The 23,507-nt window shown below is 71.1% G+C and carries 19 protein-coding genes and 2 pseudogenes; 17 read left to right on the top strand and 4 right to left on the bottom strand.

What is annotated here, in order from left to right; translation table 11 throughout:
* Nucleotides 1-307 (bottom strand): annotated as a pseudogene (locus PUR53_RS37615) (DNA-directed RNA polymerase subunit alpha); the annotation flags it as partial.
* A 250-nt stretch (nucleotides 308-557) separates the two neighbouring features.
* Between PUR53_RS37615 and PUR53_RS37620 the strand changes: the two are divergent.
* The 6 genes and pseudogenes from PUR53_RS37620 (at nucleotide 558) to PUR53_RS37645 (ending at nucleotide 4,577) form a co-directional block, all read left to right on the top strand.
* Nucleotides 558-707 carry a hypothetical protein gene (locus PUR53_RS37620; RefSeq protein ID WP_329900115.1) on the top strand — a complete coding sequence of 50 codons (150 nt, stop codon included), beginning with the start codon at nucleotides 558-560 and terminating at the stop codon, nucleotides 705-707.
* Between the two features lie 372 nt (nucleotides 708-1,079).
* Nucleotides 1,080-1,283, top strand: coding sequence for a cold-shock protein (locus tag PUR53_RS37625; protein ID WP_028799214.1), 204 nt, complete (start codon nucleotides 1,080-1,082; stop codon nucleotides 1,281-1,283).
* 175 nt (nucleotides 1,284-1,458) lie between these two features.
* Nucleotides 1,459-2,970, top strand: a complete 1,512-nt coding sequence (locus PUR53_RS37630) for a DEAD/DEAH box helicase (RefSeq protein ID WP_329911314.1) — start codon at nucleotides 1,459-1,461, stop codon at nucleotides 2,968-2,970.
* A 42-nt stretch (nucleotides 2,971-3,012) separates the two neighbouring features.
* A complete protein-coding gene (locus tag PUR53_RS37635; RefSeq protein WP_329900117.1) occupies nucleotides 3,013-3,375 on the top strand; it encodes a CBS domain-containing protein in 363 nt (120 codons plus the stop codon).
* Nucleotides 3,342-3,587: pseudogene (locus tag PUR53_RS37640) on the top strand (SCO5918 family protein); the annotation flags it as partial. The gene PUR53_RS37635 and the pseudogene PUR53_RS37640, both read left to right, overlap by 34 nt.
* A 639-nt stretch (nucleotides 3,588-4,226) precedes the next feature.
* Entirely contained in the window at nucleotides 4,227-4,577 is a 351-nt protein-coding gene (locus PUR53_RS37645) for a helix-turn-helix domain-containing protein (protein ID WP_329900118.1), read from the top strand.
* Between the two features lie 351 nt (nucleotides 4,578-4,928).
* On the opposite strand, the gene PUR53_RS37650 is transcribed toward PUR53_RS37645, so the two are convergent.
* Nucleotides 4,929-5,978, bottom strand: a complete 1,050-nt coding sequence (locus PUR53_RS37650) for a Clp protease N-terminal domain-containing protein (RefSeq protein WP_329911315.1) — start codon at nucleotides 5,976-5,978, stop codon at nucleotides 4,929-4,931.
* Between the two features lie 435 nt (nucleotides 5,979-6,413).
* Here PUR53_RS37650 and PUR53_RS37655 point away from each other — a divergent pair, with 435 nt between their 5' ends.
* The 4 genes from PUR53_RS37655 (at nucleotide 6,414) to PUR53_RS37670 (ending at nucleotide 10,955) form a co-directional block, all read left to right on the top strand.
* Entirely contained in the window at nucleotides 6,414-7,124 is a 711-nt protein-coding gene (locus tag PUR53_RS37655) for a hypothetical protein (protein ID WP_329900121.1), read from the top strand.
* Between the two features lie 81 nt (nucleotides 7,125-7,205).
* Nucleotides 7,206-7,502 (top strand): zinc-ribbon domain-containing protein, encoded by a 297-nt coding sequence (locus PUR53_RS37660; RefSeq protein ID WP_329900122.1) that lies wholly within the window; start codon nucleotides 7,206-7,208, stop codon nucleotides 7,500-7,502.
* Between the two features lie 145 nt (nucleotides 7,503-7,647).
* On the top strand, nucleotides 7,648-9,765 hold the full coding sequence (locus PUR53_RS37665; RefSeq protein WP_329911317.1) for an ArnT family glycosyltransferase: 2,118 nt from the start codon (nucleotides 7,648-7,650) through the stop codon (nucleotides 9,763-9,765).
* 110 nt (nucleotides 9,766-9,875) lie between these two features.
* Complete coding sequence (locus tag PUR53_RS37670) at nucleotides 9,876-10,955, top strand: alpha/beta hydrolase family protein (protein ID WP_329911318.1); 1,080 nt, start codon at nucleotides 9,876-9,878, stop codon at nucleotides 10,953-10,955.
* A 75-nt stretch (nucleotides 10,956-11,030) separates the two neighbouring features.
* Here PUR53_RS37670 and PUR53_RS37675 read toward each other — a convergent pair whose 3' ends face one another.
* The gene (locus tag PUR53_RS37675; RefSeq protein WP_329911320.1) at nucleotides 11,031-12,293 is read right to left on the bottom strand and encodes an MFS transporter; all 1,263 of its coding nucleotides are present in this window, start codon (nucleotides 12,291-12,293) and stop codon (nucleotides 11,031-11,033) included.
* Nucleotides 12,294-12,388: 95 nt separating this feature from the next.
* Between PUR53_RS37675 and PUR53_RS37680 the strand changes: the two genes are divergently transcribed.
* From PUR53_RS37680 to PUR53_RS37695, 4 genes are all read left to right on the top strand, one after another.
* Complete coding sequence (locus tag PUR53_RS37680) at nucleotides 12,389-13,564, top strand: helix-turn-helix domain-containing protein (RefSeq protein WP_329911321.1); 1,176 nt, start codon at nucleotides 12,389-12,391, stop codon at nucleotides 13,562-13,564.
* 44 nt (nucleotides 13,565-13,608) lie between these two features.
* Nucleotides 13,609-14,115 carry a glutathione peroxidase gene (locus PUR53_RS37685; RefSeq protein ID WP_329900127.1) on the top strand — a complete coding sequence of 169 codons (507 nt, stop codon included), beginning with the start codon at nucleotides 13,609-13,611 and terminating at the stop codon, nucleotides 14,113-14,115.
* A 143-nt stretch (nucleotides 14,116-14,258) separates the two neighbouring features.
* Nucleotides 14,259-15,125, top strand: coding sequence for a MerR family transcriptional regulator (locus tag PUR53_RS37690; RefSeq protein WP_329911323.1), 867 nt, complete (start codon nucleotides 14,259-14,261; stop codon nucleotides 15,123-15,125).
* A gap of 269 nt (nucleotides 15,126-15,394) precedes the next feature.
* Nucleotides 15,395-17,074, top strand: coding sequence for a hypothetical protein (locus PUR53_RS37695; protein ID WP_329900129.1), 1,680 nt, complete (start codon nucleotides 15,395-15,397; stop codon nucleotides 17,072-17,074).
* 202 nt (nucleotides 17,075-17,276) lie between these two features.
* Here the strand turns inward: PUR53_RS37695 and PUR53_RS37700 are convergent, their stop codons facing one another.
* Nucleotides 17,277-20,390, bottom strand: coding sequence for a D-alanyl-D-alanine carboxypeptidase (locus PUR53_RS37700; RefSeq protein WP_329911324.1), 3,114 nt, complete (start codon nucleotides 20,388-20,390; stop codon nucleotides 17,277-17,279).
* A 436-nt stretch (nucleotides 20,391-20,826) separates the two neighbouring features.
* Between PUR53_RS37700 and PUR53_RS37705 the strand changes: the two genes are divergently transcribed.
* The 3 genes from PUR53_RS37705 (at nucleotide 20,827) to PUR53_RS37715 (ending at nucleotide 23,505) form a co-directional block, all read left to right on the top strand.
* Nucleotides 20,827-21,585 carry a GOLPH3/VPS74 family protein gene (locus PUR53_RS37705; protein ID WP_239755197.1) on the top strand — a complete coding sequence of 253 codons (759 nt, stop codon included), beginning with the start codon at nucleotides 20,827-20,829 and terminating at the stop codon, nucleotides 21,583-21,585.
* A gap of 577 nt (nucleotides 21,586-22,162) precedes the next feature.
* Complete coding sequence (locus PUR53_RS37710) at nucleotides 22,163-23,020, top strand: helix-turn-helix domain-containing protein (protein ID WP_329895551.1); 858 nt, start codon at nucleotides 22,163-22,165, stop codon at nucleotides 23,018-23,020.
* Between the two features lie 293 nt (nucleotides 23,021-23,313).
* A complete protein-coding gene (locus tag PUR53_RS37715) occupies nucleotides 23,314-23,505 on the top strand; it encodes a DUF397 domain-containing protein (RefSeq protein WP_045556149.1) in 192 nt (63 codons plus the stop codon).
* Nucleotides 23,506-23,507: the final 2 nt, after the last annotated feature.

Consider the following 23,507-nt stretch of genomic DNA (forward strand, 5'->3'; position numbering starts at 1 on the left):
CCGGACCCTGCTTGCGCAGGTACATCACGACCGGCTCGTCGTGCTCCGAGGAGACGACCAGCTGCTTGATGTTGAGGATCAGGTCGGTGACGTCCTCCTTGACGCCCGGCACGGTGGTGAACTCGTGCAGGACACCGTCGACCCGGATGCTGGTGACAGCCGCACCGGGGATCGAGGAGAGGAGCGTACGACGCAGGGAGTTGCCGAGGGTGTAGCCGAAGCCCGGCTCCAGCGGCTCGATCACGAACCGGGAGCGGAACTCGTCGACGACCTCTTCGGTCAACGAGGGACGCTGAGCGATCAGCACGGGGTATTGCCTCCAATGGTTCGGCGCCCGCTATGTGACGCCGTATACACCAAACGTACGGGTGATTCGGCCTACTGCGAGGTCGAACCGCCCCTCTGTATCGGGGCCGAGCCTCCAAGACCGGGCCGACGCACGCCGGTACCTGCCTCGAATGACTCGAATGACTCGAGCGGAAAGGGGCGTATGCGAAGCACGGCGGCGCCCGGTTGCCGGACGTTCCGGGTGCTCCGGATGCTTCAGGGTGTTCCGGATGGTGAGCGCATATGTCCTCAACGCCACCGTCCCCAGAAGGTACGGCATGGATGACGAACCGTCGGCCCGCGCGGGCAACGCCCAGGCCGGCTGGACCCGCCTCGACGGCTGGGGAGGTGACCCGCTCGGGGCCTCGGCCGGGATGTGACCTTCATCGCGATGGTGGAGTTGCGGCGCGTGCGACACGCTGCGATCCCCTGGCGACGGTGGCGGCGGCGCGACTCCCGTCGGCTGAGGTCACGGGGCTGGGGACCGAAGCGCACGACAGGAAACACCGCAGCCCCGGAGGGCAATATCTGTATCCGCGGCATGAGAAATAAGGTGCGGGGCGCTGCGAGTATTCCTCGAATTTCAAACGGAGTGAAATCATCGAGCGCGCACGGCCGGTCGCACCGTGCTACTGTCGATCTCAGTTGCAGGTGTGGTTGCCAGAAGGTTCATTTCCGACGGGGTAATCATCACGGCGACACGGAATTCGCACAGGGCGAATTCCTGACACCGTCTCCGAAGGAGAAACAACATGGCTACTGGCACCGTGAAGTGGTTCAACGCGGAAAAGGGCTTCGGCTTCATCGAGCAGGACGGCGGCGGCGCCGACGTCTTCGCCCACTACTCGAACATCGCCACCCAGGGCTTCCGCGAGCTGCTGGAAGGCCAGAAGGTGTCCTTCGACATCGCGCAGGGCCAGAAGGGCCCGACGGCCGAGAACATCGTTCCCGCCTGACACCGGCGCAGACGCGTACTTCGCAGCTGGGGCCCGCACCTCTGGGGTGCGGGCCCCAGCTCGCTGTTTTTTCTGGGCGCAACACACATCGCCTTTGGCCCGTTCTCGCGATTCTCTGCGCCGCTCATCCGCTGCGGGAATTCCTTGATACGCGCCGCATCGAGGAAGGTTCCACATGAATCGCACACGCACACCCCGCACCCGTGGCCGCTCCGGCGGAGGAACTGCCGTAAACCGCTCCGGTGGAGGAACTGCCGTAGGCCGCTCCGGCGGTCCGCGCCGTTCCCAATCCTACGGAAATCGACAGACCGTTCAGGGCGAGTTCGCACCGCCGAAGACGGTGACGCCCGCGCTGCCCGCCGTCGAGTCCTTCGCCGATCTCGCCATGCCCGCGCGGCTGTTGGCCACGCTCGGCCACGAAGGCGTGACCGTACCGTTCCCGATCCAGGCGGCGACCCTGCCGAACTCCCTGGCCGGACGTGACGTACTCGGCCGTGGCCGCACCGGCTCGGGCAAGACCCTCGCCTTCGGCCTCGCCCTACTGGCCCGTACGGCCGGGCGGCGTGCCGAGCCGCGGCAGCCGCTCGCCCTCGTTCTCGTTCCGACCCGCGAGCTCGCCCAGCAGGTCACCGACGCGCTCACCCCGTACGCCCGTTCCGTGCGCCTGCGCCTGACCACCGTCGTGGGCGGGATGTCCATCGGCAGGCAGGCCGGTGCGCTGCGCTCCGGGGCCGAGGTGGTCGTCGCGACGCCCGGGCGGCTCAAGGACCTCATCGACCGGGGCGACTGCCGGCTGGACGACGTCGCCGTCACCGTCCTCGACGAGGCCGACCAGATGGCCGACATGGGGTTCATGCCCCAGGTCACCGCCCTGCTCGACCAGGTGCGTACCGACGGGCAGCGGATGCTCTTCTCGGCCACCCTGGACCGCAACGTCGACCTGCTGGTCCGCCGCTACCTGACGGACCCGGTGGTCCACTCCGTCGACCCGTCGGCGGGCGCGGTCACCACGATGGAGCACCACGTACTCCACGTTCACGACGCGGACAAGCATCGGACGACCACCGAGATCGCCGCGCGAGACGGTCGAGTGATCATGTTCCTGGACACCAAGCACGCCGCGGACCTGCTGACCAAACACCTGCTGAGCAACGGCGTCCGCGCCGCGGCCCTGCACGGTGGCAAGTCCCAGCCGCAGCGCACGCGGACCCTGGCCCAGTTCAAGAGCGGGCACGTGACCGTACTGGTGGCCACCAACGTCGCGGCGCGCGGAATCCACGTCGACAACCTCGACCTGGTCGTCAATGTGGATCCGCCCAACGATCACAAGGACTACCTGCACCGCGGCGGTCGTACGGCCCGTGCGGGCGAGTCCGGCAGCGTCGTCACCCTGGTGACCCCGGGTCAGCGTCGCGGCATGAGCCGGCTGATGAGCGCGGCGGGCATCACCCCCCGGATCGCCCAGGTGCGGTCGGGCGAGGCGGAGCTGAGCCGCATCACAGGTGCCCAGGCCCCTTCCGGTGTCCCGGTCGTCATCACCGCGCCCGACGCGGAACGTCCCCGTAGCGCGCCTTCCTCGTCCCGGGGCCGCCGGGGACGCCGGGGACGTCCCGGACAGGCCCGGCCCGTCGGCGAAGCGGCTCGGCGCGGGGAGCGGCGGCGGCACGGTTTCGGCTCGGCCGCCTGACCGCTGTGATCATCAGCCCATCCCTTCCGGCAGGAGGCACCTATGACGACGGCTCAGGCGCGGCACCTGGCAGCGGATCGCTCGCCCAGGCACGTGGTTGACGACGGGGACCCGTCCGGGCCTCGGGTCCGTGACGACATGACGGTCGAGGTGGCTCTGTCCCTCATGGCCGGAGCCCGTGTCGATCACCTCGTCCTGTGCGACGGGGACGACCAGAGGACGGGCCTGATCACCCTGGCCCGGCTCGCCGTCCTCCGCGGCAGCCCCGCCTACACGGACCGGATCCGTCTACGGGACATCCTCCACGGACCGTTCACCGCGGCCGGTGCTCGGCCCGGCCCCCTCGGGGAGCTCGGGCGGACCCCGGCGTCCTCACTCCCGAACTCGTCGCGGGTGAGTCCGTGACCATCGGCGGCGGCCGCTATCCGGTCGAGCAAGCGGGCCAGGTCATCACCCGACGGAGCCGCCGCGACTTCACCGGCGGCGAAGTCGTCCGGGCCATGACCCGTCTCGGTTTCACCTGCCACGCCGGCCCTGGCACCGCGCCGGTGGGTGTACCCACCGCGCTCCAGAACGTTTCGGCTCTGCTGGGGGGCACCGCTATCCAGAAGGTGTGAACGCGGGCGGAAGAACCGCCGCGAAGAACTGAGGGCCCTGCCGACGCGCGTCGGCAGGGCCCTCGTCCGTCGTCGCAGGCCCTGGCCATAGGAGACCTCTTGCTCGTGCGCGGCAAAATCTACTCTTGCCAGAGTAGACATTGGCTCCCGTCATGGTTAGTCTTCTTCTCGTTGACACGGTCGAGCGAGACCCGGCAGACACGAACTGGCGGGTAGCAGTAGGAGTGATTTCGCAGGTCGGTGCGGTTCTGGAGTTCCGAAGCCACAGTGTTTGCAGGACGGTGACGGGGCTGGGAGCCGCACTGGGCAGCCCGCAGGTCCAGGGGCTGCTGAAGAGCATCACCGAGCAGTACCGCAGTGCCCGCTCAGCAAGAGGTCAAGAGAAAGGACGGAGGAGCAGACGCCATCAGGATCGCCCGGCCGGGAAGCTCTCGGTCCGGGTACCGCGCAAGACCCCGGAATGGATGGTGGTCCCCGGTCACGCAGCCGCGATCCCCGCACCCCTGCCCCAGGCGGGCCGGGTAGCGGAAACAGAAGGTCGGCAGAGCACGAGTGCCGACAGATGGTGTTTCATTTCCTTCGGGGCCCTGGTGCCGTACGGCGCCAGGGCCCCTCGACGCGTTGCAACAACGAGGTGACATGGCAGCAGATACCCCACTCAGTAATCGCCTGGAAGACGACGACTACCCCGCGTACACCATGGGCCGGGCCGCCGAAATGCTCGGCACCACGCCGGCCTTCCTCCGAGCCATCGGCGAGGCCCGTCTGATCACTCCGCTGCGCTCGGAGGGCGGACATCGCCGGTACTCCCGCTACCAACTGCGGATCGCCGCTCGTGCCCGCGAGCTCGTAGACCGGGGTACCCCGATCGAGGCTGCGTGCCGGATCATCATCCTCGAGGACCAGCTCGAGGAGGCTCAGCGCATCAATGCCGAGTACCGTCGGGTCGCGAGCGAAGCGTCCGGGAGTTCCGGCCACGAATCGAGCTGATCGCCTTGCCTGGCGCGGGCCGGCCGAGGTCGTCCCGCCGGCGCCGCCCTCACGGACCGCCTTGACGCCAGCCCCGCGGACACGAGTGCCCGGCCTGCGGCGCGGCCGCGCTCACTCCCCGAGCAGGGCCTGCGCTCGCTCCGCGAGCAGGGGCAGCAGGCGTGTGCGACAGGTGGTCGCGCATGGCCCGCCAGAGGTGGGGGTCGCCACGCAGGCCCCAGCTGTCCGGTTCGGGGGCGAAAAGGGCGGCCATGGTCGCGGCCGTCGCGTCATCCGTTTCCGTTTCATCGTGTGCCACGGGGTCAGTCTTGCGCAGCCTCACGGGTGGGGGGCCGGGCTGGGCTGATCTGGTCAGGTGGTGGGAGGGGCGGTCAGGGTCGTGATCAGCTGGTGGGCTCGGGTTTGTTCGCTCAGGAGGGACTCGACCAAGGGGCCCGTGCCCGGGTCCGGCGGGAAGTCGTCGGTGGAGGTGGGGGCGGAGGTGGCGGTGGGGGGTGTGGCCCTGTCCAGGTAGTGGGTGAGCGGGTGCGGGTCGGGAAGCAGGTGGACGCGGCCGCCGGTCAGGGCCTTGTGGACCGAGGTGTAGTCGAGGCCGAGGCGGGTCAGGCGTTCGCCGCCCGTGTAGCGGAGGTCTGGTGTGGAGGCGTTCTCCGTCGCGAGATGCGGGTGCCGCTGTGCGACCTCGTGCGTGGCGAGGATCGCCAGGAGGACGTGTTCCGTGCCGACCGCGGCCGCGCCCAGGCGCTGTGCCTGCTCGTAGGTCTCCAGGCTCACCCAACGGGCGGGGCGCGACGCCCAGTTGATGCCGGAGCGTTTGACCAGCCACCGCTTCCAGAAGGGCATGTGGCGGTAGTGGTCACGGCCGAGGAGTCTGTCGCGGGTGGCGTGCAGGAGCGGGGGCAGAGCGTCCGTCGCGCTGTCGCCCGTACCGTCGAGGCGTGCCCGTACGGCTTGTGGTGCGATGCCGCAGGCGCCCAGCAGTTCCACCGCGCGGTGGTCCTCGTCCAGCAGGGCCCGCAGCAGGTGCGGTGCGCCGAATTTCGCCGCGCCCTCCCGTTCCGCGTCGCCCATCGCCTTGGTGAGCGCCCTGGCCGCGGCGCCGGTGAAGCGGTCGCTCCGGCCGTCGTCGTCGCCCAGCACCTCCCGCGCGTCGACGCTTTCCTCCGCGTCGTCGGTGGCGCTCCACGCGCCGTCCCGGTCCTGCCGGTGCCGTAGCACCGCCAGCAGGGCCGTCTTGGTCGCGCCCTCGCTCGCGAGTGCCTCGCGCGCGGGGCCCTTGGACGTGGTGATGCCGGCGAGCAGGTGCTCGGTGCCGAGAGCGCCCCCGCTGCCCGACCGGGCGCCCCGGGCCGCCCCCAGGATGCCCACGGTGTTCCAGTCGGGCTCCTTGATCGCTTCCATGCCGCCCTTCCCTCTCCTCGCTCGTCCTGACGTGCAGCCTCCCCGAGCGGGGGTGCCGGCCACATCGCCCCCGAGACGGACGTCGGCGGGCCTCGGCATGCCTCTCTGGTTGCACGTGGCGTGGTCGAGGGTGGAGCTCGGGGGCAGGGGCCCTCCGCCCCGGGCCTGCGGCAGGCACGGGGCTTCCGCCCCGCCGTAGATCGGGCCGCGGGCGAACCTCCGGCGGGCAGGGATCCGCCGGTCCGTCGACGGCCGACCGCGGGTGGGCCTTCGGCAGGCAGGGGTCCTCCACCCCCGCCCTCTACCGGGCCGCGGGTGGGTCTTCGGCGCGTGGCGGGGTCTCCACCTTGCCATCACGATCCAGCCACACCCTCTCCAAAAAACCACGTGCGTACGGGATGATTCACCCTTCAACTGCACCAGCGTGGGGGGACCATGAGCCACGACATCACGCCACCGCCCATGCCGGGCTTCGGGCCGCCGATGCCGCCGCAGCCGCCGAAGCCGCCGGGCGCGAACCGGACGAACCTGATCATCGTCGGCTGTGCCGTCGCCGTCGTCGCCAGTGTCATCGGCACGGGCATCGTGGTGACCAACGACGGCGACGGGTCGGCCTCGCCCGCGCCGACGGTCACCGTCACGAAGACGGTCGCGGCGGAGGACGCCGACACCACCGGCGACGACAGCGGCAGCGACGGCGGCGAGGGGACCGAGGGTTCCTCCGAGGACGCGAGCGACACCGCGACCGACGACGACGGGGTCTTCGCCCTCGATGACGAGGTGATCTACGACAGCGACGTCGAAGTCGCGCTCTCCGGGTTCAAACGCGGGGTGTCCAGCGAGTACGCGGTGCCCGAGAGCACGCCGTACGTGAAGTTCAGCATCAAGATCACCAACGAGTCCGACGCCACGGTCGACGCCAACGAGCTGACCGTGAACTGCGCCTACGGCGACCAGGGCAAGGAGGGCGAGGCGATCTACGACGACGGCCTCGACGGGCTCCCCGACACCCGTATTCTCGCCGGACGCTCCCTCACCGTTCCGTGGGCCTGTGAGCTACCCAAGGACGAAACGTTCCTCCAGGTCGAGGTCTCCCCCGACTACGACTCCGAGGAAGCGATCTTCACCGGCGACGTGAAGAAGTGAGGGACAGGCACACTTGAGGCAGTGCGTACGGTGCGTGCAGCACGCGCGGTGCGTCGATAGGGCACCCCCGGGAAGGATCAGATGTTCATCATCTTCGGCACCAAGGGATACCTGTACCAGCTCGCGATACTGACGCTCGTGTGCGGACAGTGCGGGAACCCCGCCGCGCACACGCTCAGGAAGCGGGTCACGAAGTTCACGCTGTTCTTCGTGCCGCTCATCCCGATCTCGACGAAGTACCAGACGCAGTGCACCTTCTGCGGCGCCGAGCAGAAGGTCAGCGCCGAGCAGGCCGAGCGGCTCCAGGAGCAGAGCGCCGGCGCGCACGGCGGCCAGTCGCACGGCCAGCCGCAACAGCAGCAGCCGTACCAGTCGTGACACCGGGCGCGGGAAGGGGCTGAGTCCGGGCGCGAGGAACGGCCTGCGTCCGGTGACTGTGGGGAAGCTGTGGGTTCTCTGATTCTCACTCTTCCCTCAGGGCTCGCTCAGCTTCGCCCCAGGAGCGGCCTCGACAGTCGCTGCCATGAACGAAAAGAACGCGGCGACCCTCGCCCCGCCGAGGCATCGGGCCGACACTCCTTCCGCCGCCGGGGCGACCGGGGCCGCTGCGGCCGCCGGGGACCGTGGCGGGCTCGCCGTCCGGGTCCGGCGGCTGTTCACCGGTGCGCCGGAGGACCCGCGCTGGGCGCGCCCGGCCCTGTGGGCGATCCTCGTCCTGGCCACGGCGCTGTACGCCTGGAACCTGTCCTCCGTCACCGGCAACACCTTCTACAACGCGGCCGTCTACAGCGGCACCAAGAGCTGGAAGGCGTTCTTCTTCGGCGCGTTGGACGCGGGCAGCTTCATCACCGTCGACAAACCGCCGTTCGCGCTGTGGGTGATGGGCCTGTCGGCCCGGGTCTTCGGCTACGGCACCTGGCAGCTGCTGCTGCCGATGGTCGCGGTCGGCGTCGGCTCGGTGGCGCTGCTGTACCGGATGGTCAAGCGTGACTTCGGGGCCGTCGCGGGCACGATCGCCGCGCTCGCGCTCACCCTGACCCCCATCACGGTCGCCCTCACCCGGGACACCAACCCCGACCCGATCCTCGTCTTCCTGATGCTGCTGGGCGCGGCGGCGCTGATGAAGGCCGTTCGCACGGGGCGTCTGATGCCCCTCGTCTGGTCCGGCGTCGCGATCGGCTTCGCCTTCAACACGAAGATGATGCAGGCGTACGTCGTCCTGCCGGTCTTCTTCCTGGTCTACCTGTGGGCGGCGAACGCCTCGCTCGGCCGCCGGGTCCGCAACCTCGCTGTCGGCACGGTCGCGCTGGTCGTGTCGAGCGCCTGGTGGATGGTGGTCGTGGATCTGATCCCTGCCTCCTCCCGGCCGTACATCGGCGGCTCGACGGACAACACGGTCTGGGACCTGGTCATCGGCTACAACGGCTTCGGCCGGATCTTCGGCGCCAGTGCGTCGGCGGGGTCGCAGGGCAACGGGGCGAGCTTCGGCGGCGAGGCGAGCGTCTACCGGATGTTCAACGAGATCATGGGCGGCCAGATCTCCTGGCTGATCCCGTTCGCGATCGTCGCGCTGGTGGGCGGTCTGGTGCTGCGGGGCCGGGCCCCTCGTACCGACACCAAGCGCGCGGCCCTGCTGCTCTGGGGCGGCTGGTTCGTCCTGCACTACCTGACGTTCGCGCTCGCGGAGGGCACGTTCCACCCGTACTACGTCACCGCCATGGCGCCCGGTGTCGCGGCGCTGGCCGGGGCGGGTGGGGTGATGCTGTACGGCGCCTTCAAGGAGGGGCCGGTCGCGATGGGGGTCCCCCCGCTCGAGCGAAGCCGAGAGTGGGGGAAGGGGTGGGTGCTGCCGCTGGCGGTCGCGGCGAGCGCGGTCTGGGCGGTCGTGCTGCTGCAGCGGGTCTCCGGTTCCGGAACGGTCTACACGGTCGCCCAGGTGGTGGCCGGTGTCGCCGGTGCGGTCGCCGTGATCGGGCTGGTCGTCGGACGGTTCATGCGGCGTCGCAAGTTGATCGGGCTGGCGTCGATCGCGGCGGTCGTCGCGCTGCTGGCCGGGCCCACCGCGTACTCGCTGTCGGCGGCCACCACGGCCTCCACCAACGGCACCAATCCGACCGCCGGTCCCAGCACCGGGGGTGGCATGGGCGGGGGCGGCGGCATGGGCGACGGCCAGCGACCGAGCGGGAACGCGCCGGGGGCCACGGGCAACTCCGGCTCCACCGGTTCCGGTACCAGCAACTCCGGCTCCACCGGTTCCGGTACCAGCAACTCCGGCCGGGGCGGCATGGGCGGTGGTTCCCAGGTCTCGGCCGAGATGATCACGTACCTGAAGGAGAACCAGGACGGCGCGACCTGGCTGGTGGCGGTGGCCACCGACCAGACGGCCTCCTCGATCATCCTGGAGTCGGGCGAGCCGGTGATCTCCATGGGCGGCTGGTCCGGCAGCGACGAGGCGATGACCCTCGCCAAGCTGAAGGCGCTGGTGAAGGCCGGCAAGCTCCACTACATCGTCGTCGGCGACAGCGGCCGGGGCGGCAACAGCACCGCCGCCATCGAGGTCGCCGAGTGGGTGAAGGAGAACGGCTCGGCGGTGAGCGACTACAGCGGGCTGTACCGCTTGGACGCGTCGGATGTGAGCTGATCACCCGCTCGCTTCGGATGTGAGGCGGTCAGCAGCCTCCCCCTCGGGCGGGCCCCGGATCTCCCTCCGGCGGCCCGCCCCTGTCGTGCTCGGCGCGGGATACTGGGCGCATGCGGTTGCGAGGCCGAGGGTGTGTCGCCGCCGGGCTGGTGTCGGTGCTGGTGGCGCTGGCCGGTTGTGCCGGAGGGGAGCGCGAGGGCGCCGTCCCCACCACGGCACCACCGACCACGGGCCGGTCCTCGACGACGGGTTCCGCTCCACCTCGTACCGAGACGTCGGAGGCGTCCCCCACCCCCACCCCCACCCCCACCCCCACCCCCGCGAACCCGGTCTCGATCCCGGGCCTGATCGCCCGCCCGCACACCGGCTCCGACCTGCGCCTGGGCGCCGTACTGGCCCGTACCGCCGCGTACACCAGCCGCGCGGTGACGTACGAGGCCGACGGTCTGACCATCTCGGGGATCATGAACGTCCCCGAGGGCGAGGGTCCCTTCCCGGCGCTGGTGCTGGCGCACGGGTACATCGACCCCTCCGTCTACACCACGGGGCGTGGGCTGGCCCGGGAGCAGGATCTGCTGGCCCGTGAGGGCTTTGTCGTCCTGCACACCGACTACCGCAACCACGCGGGCTCCGACGACGACCCCGACAACGACGTGAACCTCCGCCTCGGCTACACCGAGGACGTCATCGGCGCGGCCCTGGCGCTGCGCGACTCCGGCCGCCCCGAGATCGACGGTGACCGGATCGGTCTGCTGGGGCGGTCGATGGGCGGCGGGGTCGTCTACAACACGCTGGTGGTGGCCCCGGGGCTGTTCGACGCTGCCGTGGTCTTCGCCCCGGTGAGCTCCCGCCCCGCCGAGAACATCGACCACTTCCAGCGCTCCGACGGTGACCCGGTCGTCGCGGAGATCGAGGCGGCGCACGGCACCCCCGCCTCGAACCCGACCTTCTGGCGGGAGGTCTCGCCCCTCACCTACGTGGACCGCGTCACCGAGCCGCTCCTCATCCACCACGGCACCGCCGACGCGACCTGCCCCCTCGCCTGGTCGGAACGGACCACGGCCGAGTTCGAGGCGGCCGGCAAGGACGTCCGCCTGATCAAGTACCCCGGCGAGGGCCACACCTTCGCCCCCCAGTGGCCCACGTCCATGCGCCACACCGTGGCCTTCTTCGACGCACACCTCCGCTGAAGGGCAGGTGAGCGTGGCGGGGGCCGGGACGGCCGACGCGCTGAGCGGCTGCTGACGTAGGGGACCGACAGGCCGTCAGGGCGCGGACGCCGGTGCGGGGTGGCCTGTTCGCTCGTGTCGTCCCGCTGCCCGCAAGCTCAGCGTCACCGCTGCCGATGCGGCCGCCATCGCCGTCATCGCGGTGGCCGGTGAGGTCAGTTGGGCCAGGGTGCCTGCCAGGGTCGCGCTCAGGCCCTGCCAGGTGATCATGCCCGCCGAGTGCAAACCCAGGGCGTGGCCGGTGAGTTGGGGTGGGGTCAGGGTGAGGAGGTGGCGCTGTTGGACCAGGCTCGCGCCGAAGCCGACCGAGGCGAGGGTGGCGCAGGCCGCCGCGACGGGGGTGGGCGGGTGGAGGGCGAACAGCAGGTACGGGGTCGCCAGGAGCAGCAGGAGCGGCGTGGCCAGGCGGTCGCGCACCCGGGGCGGGAGCAGGCGGCCGACCGTCACGTCACCGACCAGCATGCCGAGCGCCGCGCAGGCGAAGAGGAGACCCGCGCGGTCGGGGGCGTACGCGACGAACAGGGACTCGCAGCCGACGACGAGGCCGTTGGGGATCCACAGCCCCAGGAAGAGGCGGCGGCGCGGGGCGGACGACCACAGGACGGCGTTCGTGCGCCAGGTCTCGGCGACCGACGGGCGGCCGGCGGCACGCGGGGCGCGGCGGCTCAGACCGAGCGCGCTGCACAGGGCCGCCGCCGCGTAGAGGGCCGCCGACACCAGCAGGGTGACTGCCGGGGAGAGGAGGGCCACCAGGGCGCCTCCGATCGCGTAGCCCGCGATCTGCGTCAGGCCGTGCAGCATGTTGAACAGCGAGCGGCCCAGCGGATAGCCGTCGCCGGGGAGGATCTCGTTCAGCAGGCCCCAGCGGACTCCTCCGCCGAGGGAGGCGACCAGGCCCTGGGCCGCGATCACCGCGAAGACCGCCCACAGGGGCAGGGCGGGGAGGGACAGCACCGCCGTGCTCACCGCGAAGAGTACGGCCAGGCCCGTCAGCGTCGCCCTCGGTGGCAGGCGGTCCGCCGCCGAGAGCAGGGTCGTCGCGCCGATCACCTGGGCGAGGGAGGGGCCGAACATGCTGAGGGCGGACAGGAGGGGGGAGCCGGTCTCCGCGTAGACGGCGGTGCCGAGGGCCAGGCCGCCGATCGTGAAGGCCGCGACCTGGAGGGCGGAGGAGACGAAGAGAGGGGTGAACTCCCTTGTGCGGAAGAGGGATTGGTAGGTGGAGGGGGCGGTGGGACGGTTGATGGGTGGGTTGGCGGGTGGGTCGGTGGGCCGGTGGCTGGATCGGTTGCCGCGCATGGAGATGACCCTGGAGGGCGTCGCTCGTCAGCCGTAATGTTTCGCGCACACGCGAAAGCTCGGGCGGGCTCGCGTCGCGTTTCGGAGGGGGTTCCATGGGCTGGTGGCAGGTCAACGCCGATACCCTCGCCGGTAGCCGGTTCGTCGTCTCGCCGCTCGCGGAGACGTTCGCGAGCCTGAAGGTGCTGCACGCCGGGACGGGCACGCACCCCGGGGAGCAGGCTTGGCTGCGGGCCCATCTTCCGGCGTATCGGGCCGCGTTGGCCGGTGACCCGCTCACCGCCCTGCTGATCCGCGCCGGGCTCGGCCAGGAGTGGATCGCCGACTTCCTCACGCCCGCGCCGCGCGAGGGCGAGACCTTCGCCGCCGAGATCGCCCGGGTCCGGGGCGCCGACCCGGCCGCCGCCCGCGCCCACCTCACCCTCTCCCTGCGCGGTCCCCTGCCCGCCGCCCTGCACCGGGACGACCTGCCCGGCCGCGCGGCCGACCTCCTGACCCACGTGTGGGAGGAGACCGTACGGCCGTACTGGGAGCGGCGGCGGCGCGTGCTGGAGGCCGATGTGCTCGCCAGGACCGCGCGGTTGGGGCAGGGCGGCTGGGCGGCGGTGCTGGACGCGATGCGGCCGGGGATGCGGTGGCTCGGCGAGAACCGGCTCCAGATCAATCTCCACGAGTACCCGCCGCGGGAGATCTCCGGGGCGCGGCTGGTCTTCGTGCCGGTCACGCCCCAGCGCACGGGGTGGGTGGCGTGGGAGGAGCGCGAACGGTACGCCGTCGTCTACCCCTGCTCAGGCACCCTCGCCACCCCGACCGCCCCCACCCGCGTGACCGACGTCGTCCACGGCGGCGACGGGGTTCGCAGGGGCGACGGGGTTCGCAGGGGCAGCGGGGTTCACAGGGCCAGCGGGGTTCGCAGGGGCGGCGGGGTCGATTCCGTCATCCCCGTCGTCAGTGCCGTCGCCGCCGTCCCCTCCATCCCTACCGTCCCCGCCGTTCCCGCCGTCCCCGCCGTTCCCGCCGTCCCCGCCGTCCCCGCTGCCCTCGGGCCCCTCCTCGGTGAGGCTCGGGCTCGGGTTCTTGGGCTTCTTGAGTCGCCCATGAGCACCACCCAGCTGTGTGCCCTGACCGGGCAGGGGCTCGGTTCCGTCGGTCGTCATCTGAAGGTGTTGCTGGACGCCGGTCTCGTGCGGCGCGGGCGGGCCGGGCGTTCGGTGCTGTACGCGCGGACGGCGGCCGGAGAGGTGCTGCTCCAGGCCGGTCGGGGGGCGTGAACCCGAGCGGAGGGGGCGTGCGGTACCGGAGATAACATCCGTTTATGACTACTGACAACGCCACCCCCTCCGTCCTGGACGTGCAGATCGACGCCCTCAAGGGCGGCCCCGCGGACCTCGCCCAGTACGCCGGTCAGGCCGTCCTCGTCGTGAACGTGGCCTCCAAGTGCGGCCTCACCCCCCAGTACACGGGCCTCGAAGCGCTCCAGGCCCGCTACGCCGCGCAGGGCTTCACCGTGCTGGGCGTGCCGTGCAACCAGTTCCTCGGGCAGGAGCCCGGCTCCGCCGAGGAGATCGCGGAGTTCTGCTCGGCGACGTACGGCGTCACCTTCCCGCTGACCGAGAAGGTCGAGGTCAACGGAGAGGGCAGGCACGCCCTGTACGAGCGGCTCGTGGGCCACGCGGACGCCGAGGGCCACAGCGGCGACATCCGCTGGAACTTCGAGAAGTTCCTGATCGGCCGCGACGGCTCGGTCGTCGCGCGCTTCTCGCCGCAGACCGAGCCCGAGTCGGCGGAGCTGGTCGCCGCCGTGGAGAAGGCCATCGGCTGACGCCCCGAAGCCGTCGTGGAGAAGGTCGTCGGCTGACGCCCGCAGGGCCGCCGTTGACCTTTCCCCTGGGGCAAGGGGCACCGTCCCTCTCGCCGGGCGGAGGGCGCCCGGTGACGGAGGATGACCCAGTGGACCCAGGGGACATGGACGATCTGCTCACCATCGGTGCCTTCGCCGCCCGCGCACGGCTGTCGGCGAAGGCACTGCGGCTGTACGACCGGCTGGGGCTGCTCCCTCCGGCGTACGTCGACGAGGTGAACGGCTACCGGTACTACCGGGCCGACCAGGTCGAACGTGCCCGGCTGGTGGCCCTGCTGCGGCAGCTCGACATGCCACTCGCGCGGATCGCCGAGATCGTGGACCTCGTCGAGCGCGACGGCACCCGGGCGGCCGAGCGGTTGGCCGCGTACTGGACCGGGGCCGAGGAGCGGTTCGCGTCCCAGCGGACCCTGGTCGCCTACCTCCGTGGACGGTTGTCGGGAACGGAGTCAGGCATGGAAGAGACGTACGGGACGTTCACGGTCGCAACGGTCGACACCGGCCCCCAGGTGCTGCTGACCCAGTCACGGCACACCCTCGCGGACGAGCTGCCCGCGTGGATCGGGGCGTCACTCGGACGGCTGGAGGAGGGCGCGGCGGCCTGTGGCGGAGTCGCCGGGGCGCCGTTCGTCGTCTACCACTCCGAGGTGTCGATGGAGAGCGACGGACCCGCGGAGTCGTGCGTGCCGGTGGCCGACGAGGGTGCCGCGCGGGCCTGGGCCGCCGAACACGGGCGGGCCTGGGAGACCCGGGTGCGTGTGGAGCCCGCGACGCGGCTCGTCTACACCCGGATCAGCAAGGCCCAGGTGGCCCATCCGCAGATCCTCGCGGCGTTCGAGGCGGTCGAGCGGTGGATCGCCGCGCGGGGGCTGCGGGTCACCGGCCCGTGCCGCGAGATCTACTTCGCGGACTGGGAGGCGGCGGGCCCCGAGGACCCGGTGTGCGACGTGGCGTTCCCGGTCGCATCCTGAGCCGTGCAGTAGCCGTTCAGTAGCCGTGCGGTAGCGGTGCGGCCGAGGGGTTTCCCTACGGCCGCACCGGATCGGGCAGCTCCTGTCGGCCAACTGTCAGCGGGTGATTAGCGTCTACACCAACAAACGGACAACACCCGCCCGCACGAGACGAACGGAACGGACGAGCCGCAGTGGCCTTTGCCGAGCTGACACCACGACGACCCGTCTCGCGTGCCGACGGGCCGTCGCCGTCGCCGTCGCGCGAGCCGTGGCGGGAACGCCATCGGGTGCCCCTCACGGCCGCCCTGTGCGCCCTGCCGCTGTACGTCGTGTGGTGGGCCGTCTTCGCGACCGGCGGCGGCGATCTGGCGGCCCAGGTGGCGTGGGCGGAGTTCGCGAAGACGTACCCGGACTCCGCGGTCAACCTGTTCTGGTACGGGGGGCTGCACGCGGCGAACTACAGCGTGCTCTCGCCGTATCTGATGGCGGCGTTCGGCGTCGTCCCGGTGACGCTGCTGTCGGGGCTCTCCGCGTCCTGGCTGGCCGGCGAGGTCGTCACCCGAACGGGCGTACGTGCGCCGGTTCCTGTCGCGCTGGCGGCGACGTTCTCGCTGTGGTGTCAGGTGGTGTCCGGCCGCTCCACGTTCATGCTGGGCACGACCTTCGCGATGGGCGCCCTGCTGGCGGTGGTGAGCGGGCGTACCGGGCGGCACATCGCGGTGGCGGCGGTGTGCGCGACGCTGTCCACGTTGGGGAGCCCCGTCTCCGGGCTGTTCCTCCTCGTGGTCGGTGCCGCGTATCTGCTGTGCCGTGAGTGGGGCCGGGCGGCGGCGCTGCTCGCGCCGCCGGTGACCGTCGTCGCCGTGACCACGCTGCTGTTCCCCTTCGAGGGCGAGCAGCCCATGGCCTTCAGCCGGATATGGCCGCCGGTCGTGCTGTGCGCGGTGGTGGTGCTGGTCGCGCCGAGCGCCTGGCGGGTGCTCCGCCTGAGCGCCGCGATCTACGCGCTCGGCGTGGTCCTCTGCTACCTGATCCCCACCCCCATCGGCACCAACGTCGAACGCCTCCTGGAACTGGCGGGCCCCGCGGCGGCCCTGGCGATCTGTCTGTACCGGGGCGAGTCGCGCACGGCCGACGACCGCCTCCCCCTGTCCTGGTTCACGCCCCGGCGGCGGACGGTGGCCGGCGCGGTGGCCCTGGTGCTGTCCGTGACCTGGCTGACCGGCAAGACGACCGCCGACATCGTCACCAACACCAAGGTGCCCGAGTGGGCCGTGAAGACCGACGGTGTGGTGAAGGAGCTGAAGCGGCTGGGCGCCTGGAAGACCCGCGTCGAGGTGGTACCGGCCCGCGACCACCGGGAGGCCGCCATCCTCGCGCCGTACATCAACATGGCGCGCGGGTGGAACCGGCAGGCCGACGTCGAGCGCGGGCGGCTCTTCTACGAGGGGCACGGCGGGACCGAGGTGCCCGAGGGGGCGTTCACTCCGGAGGCGTACAAGGCGTGGCTCTCGCAGTGGGCCGTCGGCTTCGTCGTCCTCGTCAACGGCGAGCCGGACGGGCCCGCCGAGCTCGAACACGCGCTGGTGAGCAGCGGGCCGGACTATCTGGAGCCGGTCTGGCAGGACGCGAACTGGAAGATCTACCGGGTGAAGAACGCGACACCGCTGGTCGACCGGCCGGCCACGGTCGTCAGCGCCGACGGGGCCAATCTCGTGGTCCACATGCCGCGGGCCGGCGAGATCACCGTCCGCGTCGCCTACTCGCCCTGGCTCTGGGCCGACAACGGCTGCCTCACCGCCGACCGCGAGTCCGACGGCGACCTCACCGAGTTCACCCGCCTCACGGTCCACGAGCCGGGCGACGTCCGCATCAGCTCCCAGTACGGCGGCCCGTCCCGGACGACGACCCTGGAGTGCGAGAAGGAGGCCGACGAGAAGGCGGGGTTGGGGGGCGGGGAGGAGTAGGGGGCGGCGACGGGGAGGAGTGGGGGCGAGGGTTCGGGGGCCGAGGATTCGGGAGGCCGAGGATTCGGCAGGTGGGGTTTCCGGTTGCTCTCGCGCGGAGGCGCCCCTTTCCGTCTGTATGACGGGAGGGGCGCCTCGGGGTTTGCCGATGCGACGGGCGGCGGGCGGCCGGCGTGGCGGCCGACCGGGCGGATCGGGTGGGTCAGCTCACGCGGGTCAGCCTGGTGAGGAAGTCGGGCTCGGCGAGGGGCTTCTGGAGGGCCACGGGGACCTCGACGCCCTCGCCGGCGCCGTCGCCGACGATCAGGGTGCCGACCTCCGTGCCCGACTTCGCCTCGTTCGGGATGGTCGCGCTCGCGTCGAGTTCCAGCTTGACGGTCTTGCCCGCCCAGCCGACCGCCGCGACGTTCTTCGTGGCCACGACCGGGGTCCGGCCACCGAACCCGTCGTCGACGTACCCGACCACGTCGCCCTTCTTCAGGATCGTGTCGGAGGTCACCGCGTCCTGGGCGGCGACCATGGCCGTCTTGCTGACCGCGTTGACGGTGTCGATGATCGGCGGGGTGTGCTGGCCGAGGATCGCGCCGACGACGATCGCCGTCTCACCGCCGACCTCCTTCGTGGCCGCGAAGAGCAGGTTGCCGCCGGCGGCCGTGGTGGAGCCGGTCTTGATGCCGATGGCGTTGTCGTAGGGGACGAGGGTGTTGTAGTTCCGGTGCTTCAGACCGGAGGGGTCCTTCCACTCGGGGAGCCTGGTGATGTCCGTCAGGGCCTTCATCTTCACCAGCTCGTTGCCGAGCTTGACCTGGTCCTCGGCGGTGGAGACGGTCGTCTCCTTCAGCCCGGACGGGTCGGTGTACGTCGTGTTCTTCATGCCGAGGTCCTTGGCGGCGGCGTTCATCTTCTTGACGAACCCCTCCTCGGAACCCTTGCTGTCCCAACGGGCGAGCAGTCGGGCGATGTTGTTCGCGGACGGAATCATGATGGCCGCGATCGCGTCGTACTGGGAGAGCTCGTCGCCCTCCTTGACGGTGTTGAGCGTGGACTCGCCGTCCTTGTCGTAGCCGCCCTCCGTTTCCGCCTTCGCGTCTACGGGGATCATGGCGCCCTTCGAACCGGCCTTCATCGGGTGGTCCTTGAGGATGACGTACGCGGTCATCGCCTTGGCGACGGAGCCGATGGCTACGGGCTTCTGCTCGCCGAAGCTGTCGATCGTGCCGATGCCGTTGACGTCCATCCAGCCCTGGCCCTCGGCGGGCCACGGCAGGGAGACCTTGTCGCCCTCGAAGGCATACGACGCGTCTGCGGTGAGGGCGAGGGTGGGGGTGGGGAGCGGGCGTACGGCCTGTACGACCGCAAACACGATCACCAGCAGGATCAGCAGCGGGGTCCAGATCTTGACCCGGCGGATGAACGTCCGCACCGGGGTCTGGCGCGGCGGGGGTGTGTTCGTCAGCTCCGCGAGGAGGTCCAGCGGGGGCTTCGGGGGCAACGGCTGCTGTGTCGTCCGCTCCGGGCCCACCTGGGGGAGGGCACGGGTCGCCTCCGCCGGGGCGGGGGGTGCGGTGTTGGGCGCCGCCGGGGGCCTCAGCGCCGTGGTCTCGTCCAGCGGCTTCAGGGCTACGAATTTGCTGGTGCGTTCGGCGGGGGGTGCGGGTTCGTCGACGCCGCCTTGGGTGCCCTTGGTCCTGTCGGCGCCCTTGCCGTCGTCGGCGCGCCTGTCGCCGGCGGCGTCGGTGGACACGGCGGCGCGGTCGGAGGGGGCGTCGGCCTTCGCGGGCTCGGCGTCCTTGGGGGCGGCGTCGGCCTTGGCGGGCTCGGCGTCGCGTGGGGCGGCGTCGCCCAGCTTGAGCATGGTGGTGGGCTGGTCGACCGCGGGCAGCCGGGGGGCTCGGAAGATCGCGGTCGGCTGGTCCACCGCCGCCTCGGCTCCGCCATCGCCCCCCGATCCCCCACCCGCACCACCCGTGCGACTTTCGTCGTCACCTGCGGGTGGCCCTTGCGGGGCTACTTCACCGCCGGCGGCTACCGGCTCGTCGTCGGGGAGGTCGCGTGCGTCGTCGTCGGGGAGGCCGCGCGACTCGTCGTTGGGGAGGCCGCGCGACTCGTCAGCGCCGCCGGCTTCGCGTGGGCCGTCGGCCGCTGCGGGTACGTCGACGGCCGCTTCGCGTACCTCGTCGGCCGCTCCCGGCTCGTCGTCGGGGAGGCCGCGTGCGTCGTCGGCGGCCGCGCCTGCGGCACCGGCGGCTTCGCGTACGTCGTCGGCGGCTCCCGGCTCGTCGTCGGCGGGATCGCCCGCCTTGTCAGCGCCCTTCCCCGCGCCGCCAGCGGGCTCACGTACGTCGCCGGCAGCCGTCGGCTCGTCGTCAGCGAGACCGCGCGGAGCGTCAGCAGCTGCCCCCGCGCCATCGGCGGCCTCGGCGGGGCTGCGGGCCTCGTCAGAGGCCGCCGTTGCGGCACCAGGGGCCTCGGGCGTGTCGTTGGACTCCGGTTCGTCGTCGGGGGCCTGCTGTACGCCTCCGGTGGTCTTCCGTGCGTTGTCGGGGGCTTCCCGGTCGGCGTCAGGCGTCTGCCGTACGTCGCCGACAGTCGCTTCCCCGCCGTCGACGGTCTCCCGTCCGGCTTCGGCAGCGCCGGTGCCGGTGCCAGTGCCGGTGACAGGGGCCGCGTTCTCCTCCGTCTCGGCCGCCCGGGCGGGATCAGCAGGGCTCGCGTCGTCCTCGGCCTCTTCGCCGTCGGCTGCGGCGTCGGTCCCGGCGTGTGTGTTCTTCCCCGCGCCAGCCCCCGAGCCGCTCCCGGCTTCCCCTCCGTCGGCGGCCGCGGCGGCATCCCCATCGCGTGGGTGAGCGTCGTCGTCCTCGGGCCTGTCGCCCGGCGTCGGTTCCCTGTCGGCGTCGGTGGTGGTGGCGGCGGTGGTCGGTTCCAGCTCGTCGGTCCGCTCCCGCGTCGCGCCGTCCTCCACCGGGCTGCCGTCCCCCACCGGGCTGCCGGCGTCGTCCGGGCTGCCGTCGTCCGCCCGGCTGCCGTCCGCCGGGCCGCCGTCCTCCGCCCGGCTGTCGGCGTCGTCCGAGTCCGCGGTCCGCTGGGCCCCGTTCAGGTCCCCGGCCGCCGCACCAGCACCGGGCGCGTCCTCGGGGTTCGGATCGTTCCTCGGGGTCCCGGCGGTTTTCGGTGGCTCCGGAGCCGTCGCATCCGCGTCCGCGGACGGAGGCGCATCGTTCCGCTTCGGGCCTTCCGTCTCCGTCGCCTCCAGCAGGGCCCGGCGGGAGAAGACCGCCGTCGCCTGGTCGGGCTTCGGTGCGGAGGGTCGGGACATCGCGAGGCGAGGGTCCGGGGTGGGGCCGGAGGACTGTCCGGGGACCGAGCCCCCGGAGTCCGGAACCGCTGGCTCATTCCCCGACGTCGACTCCGTCGACGACTCGTACCGCTTCGACCTGTCGGGGGACGTGCCCGCCACCGATGCCTCCTCCCGCGCGCCGCCCGTCCTAGGAGCGCGCGCCCAACCGAACCGTGAACCGTCTACCCGTGAATCCGCGAATCCGTGAAAGACCCGCCGCCCGGACACTAGTCACCGGCGCACGACCGCGCCGCGCCGCTGTCCGAACCATGTACCAGTGTCCTGTGTGCGGGCTTAACCCCTGCGGTAGACGAGAACGACATACCTATCGGTTCCACTACATTCCGGTCACGCACTCTCGACAGACCAATGTGAGAGGGGTCACCCTGTCATTCATCCACGCGGGGAGGCATGGATGGGCAGGAGCCGCAGAAGTATTCCGGAAGAGCTTCTACTGCTGGCGCTGGACCCGGCCACGGGTACCACCGCACAGCCGCAGTCGCTCGACCTCGGTCTGGCCGGAGCGCAGCTAGTGGAGCTGGCGCTGGCCGGACGGATAGCCCCGGACGGGGATCGTATCGCCGTGGTGTCCCCACGGCCGACTGGAGATCCGACACTGGACTGCGCGTTGGAGTTGCTGCGAAGGCGTGGCGCTCCCGTACGGGCGGTCCACTGGATAGGCGGGCCGCGTCTCGGGCTCCGCCAGACCTACCTCTCGCATCTGGAGCGGTGCGGCATGGTGCATGCCGTGGCGGGCCAGATGTGCGGAGTGCTGCCGACGACTCGCTACCAGGCGAGTCAGACCGAGATCAGCCGGGAGATCCGAGCCCGGCTGGATTCCGCGATCCGCACCGGCGTACCGCCGGACCCGCGGACCGCGGCGCTCGCCGCCCTGGCGCACGCGGTCGGCCTCGGCAAGCACCTGTATCCGGGGAACGAGGGACGCTCGTCCCGCTCCCGGCTGCGGGACCTGATCCGGCACGACCCCATGGGTGGCCTGGTGGCCCACGCCGTCATGGACGTGCAGAACGGCGTGGCCGCACAGCCACGCCGCAGCCCGGCACCGACCGGCCGTCAGGCCGCCCCCGGCGCCAGGCCGCCCGCACCGGAGCCCGCGCGCGGCGTTCCGCTGCAGCCACGCCGTGGCTCGATGGCCCGCGTGGTGGCGCACTGAGAAACACACGAGGAACCACACGAGGAACCACACGAGGCACGCGCTGAAGGCATCGAGGTGCGTGTGGGCGTCGGACCCCAGAGCCGCGGGTCCCGATCCCACCGCACCACGTGCCGCGCGCACGACGTGCCCCGCGCACGACGCACCACCGCATCACCAGCACCACCCGCACCACCCGCACTATCCGGACCACTTGCATCGCCGGCACCGGACCGCTCGTAGGGACACCAGGACCCGTTCGGGAGCCGCTGGTTCGCGCGGGGCGTGTGCGACCGTACATACGGCCGCACACGCCCCGCGCGACCGCATGTCCGCGCCCGGTCCCACGTCGTACCGGCGCGCCTCCGTCGCACGCCCGCAGCCCCGACGAGCGCTCGGCGAGCGCCCGACGAGCGCCCGACTTCAGCTGTTCCGGCGGATATCCGGTGGAGATCCCTCCACGGCGGGAAAACACCGGCGCAAACGGCTCGTGCACAGCGCATATCCGCTGTTTTCCAGCGGTACTCAGCACCTTGGTGGCAATCTGCTCAGCAGCAGATACGCGAAGTAGAGGCACGTAGCCGGAGGTGCACGTCCCGTGGCGTCCAATGTCAATCCCACCGTCAGGCGACGCCGGTTGGGCCAGGAGCTGCGTCGGCTCCGCGAGCTCAAGGGCATGACCGCCGAAGAGGTCGCCGAGCGACTACTGGTCTCCCAGTCGAAGATCAGCCGGCTGGAGAACGGCCGCCGCTCCATCAGTCAGCGCGACGTCCGCGACCTCTGCGGGGTCTACGAGGTCGAGGACCAGCGAGTGGTCGACTCCCTGATGCAGATGGCCAAGGACTCCCGCCAGCAGGGCTGGTGGCACGCGTTCGGGGACGTACCGTACAGCGTCTACATCGGGCTGGAGACCGACGCGGAGTCGTTGCGCGTCTATGATCCCCAGGTCGTCCCCGGGCTGCTGCAGAGCCGCCCGTACGCCGAGGCCATCATCAGGGGCGCGCTGCCCGAGACGTCGGCGACCGAGATCGACAAGCGCGTGGAAGTGCGCATACGGCGCCAGGACCGGGTCACCACCGACACCAACCCCCTGCGGCTGTGGACGGTGCTGGACGAGGCGGCACTGCGCCGGGTGGTGGGATCCAAGTCGGTGATGCGCGAACAGTTGGAGCATCTCATCGAGTTGTCCGAGGTGCCCCATGTCACGGTGCAGGTCCTGCCGTTCGAGGTCGGGGCCCATCCGGGCATCAACGGCCAGTACGCCATCCTGGAGTTCGTCGACGCGGCGGATTCGAGCGTGGTGTACATCGAAGGCGTGACCAGCGACCTCTACCTGGAGAAGCCGCACGACGTGCAGAAGTACACCGTGATGTACGAGCACCTCCGGGCGCAGGCGCTGAACGTGGAGCAGTCGCGGCAGTTCATCGAGACCGTCGCGAAGGAATACGCGCGCTGATCTCGCGGACCGTGAACTCCCGTGGACTCCCATGTACTGCCGTGAACTCCGTGACAGTGGAAACTCCTGCACGAGGAAGCGCCGGAAGATACACCCTCCACACGGTTCAATGGAAGACCAAAATTGAATATGCCACCCGCACGAGTGAATAGTCGCTTCGTCTGCCGATGCTGACGAGTAGCGTCGATCACGCCAGGAGGTCACCAGTCTTGGCGCAAACCGAACCGCGGGTTCCGTAGGGGACCCGCGGCGCGGCGACAGCAACTCAGCGACGAACCAGCACCGGAGCAGAAATGGCAATTCAGCAAGGCGCCACGGACAGGTGGGTCAAGTCCTCCTACTCCCAGGGAAACGGCGCGTGCGTCGAGATCAAGTCCCCCGTCCTGTCGGCCATGGCAGTCCGGGACTCCAAGGTCACCGACGGTCCCACCCTGGCGTTCCCCGCCGACGCGTGGAACACCTTCGTCTCCTCGGTCAAGGCCTGAGC

This window comes from Streptomyces sp. SP18BB07 (assembly GCF_036322545.1).
Classification (GTDB): domain Bacteria; phylum Actinomycetota; class Actinomycetes; order Streptomycetales; family Streptomycetaceae; genus Streptomyces; species Streptomyces deccanensis.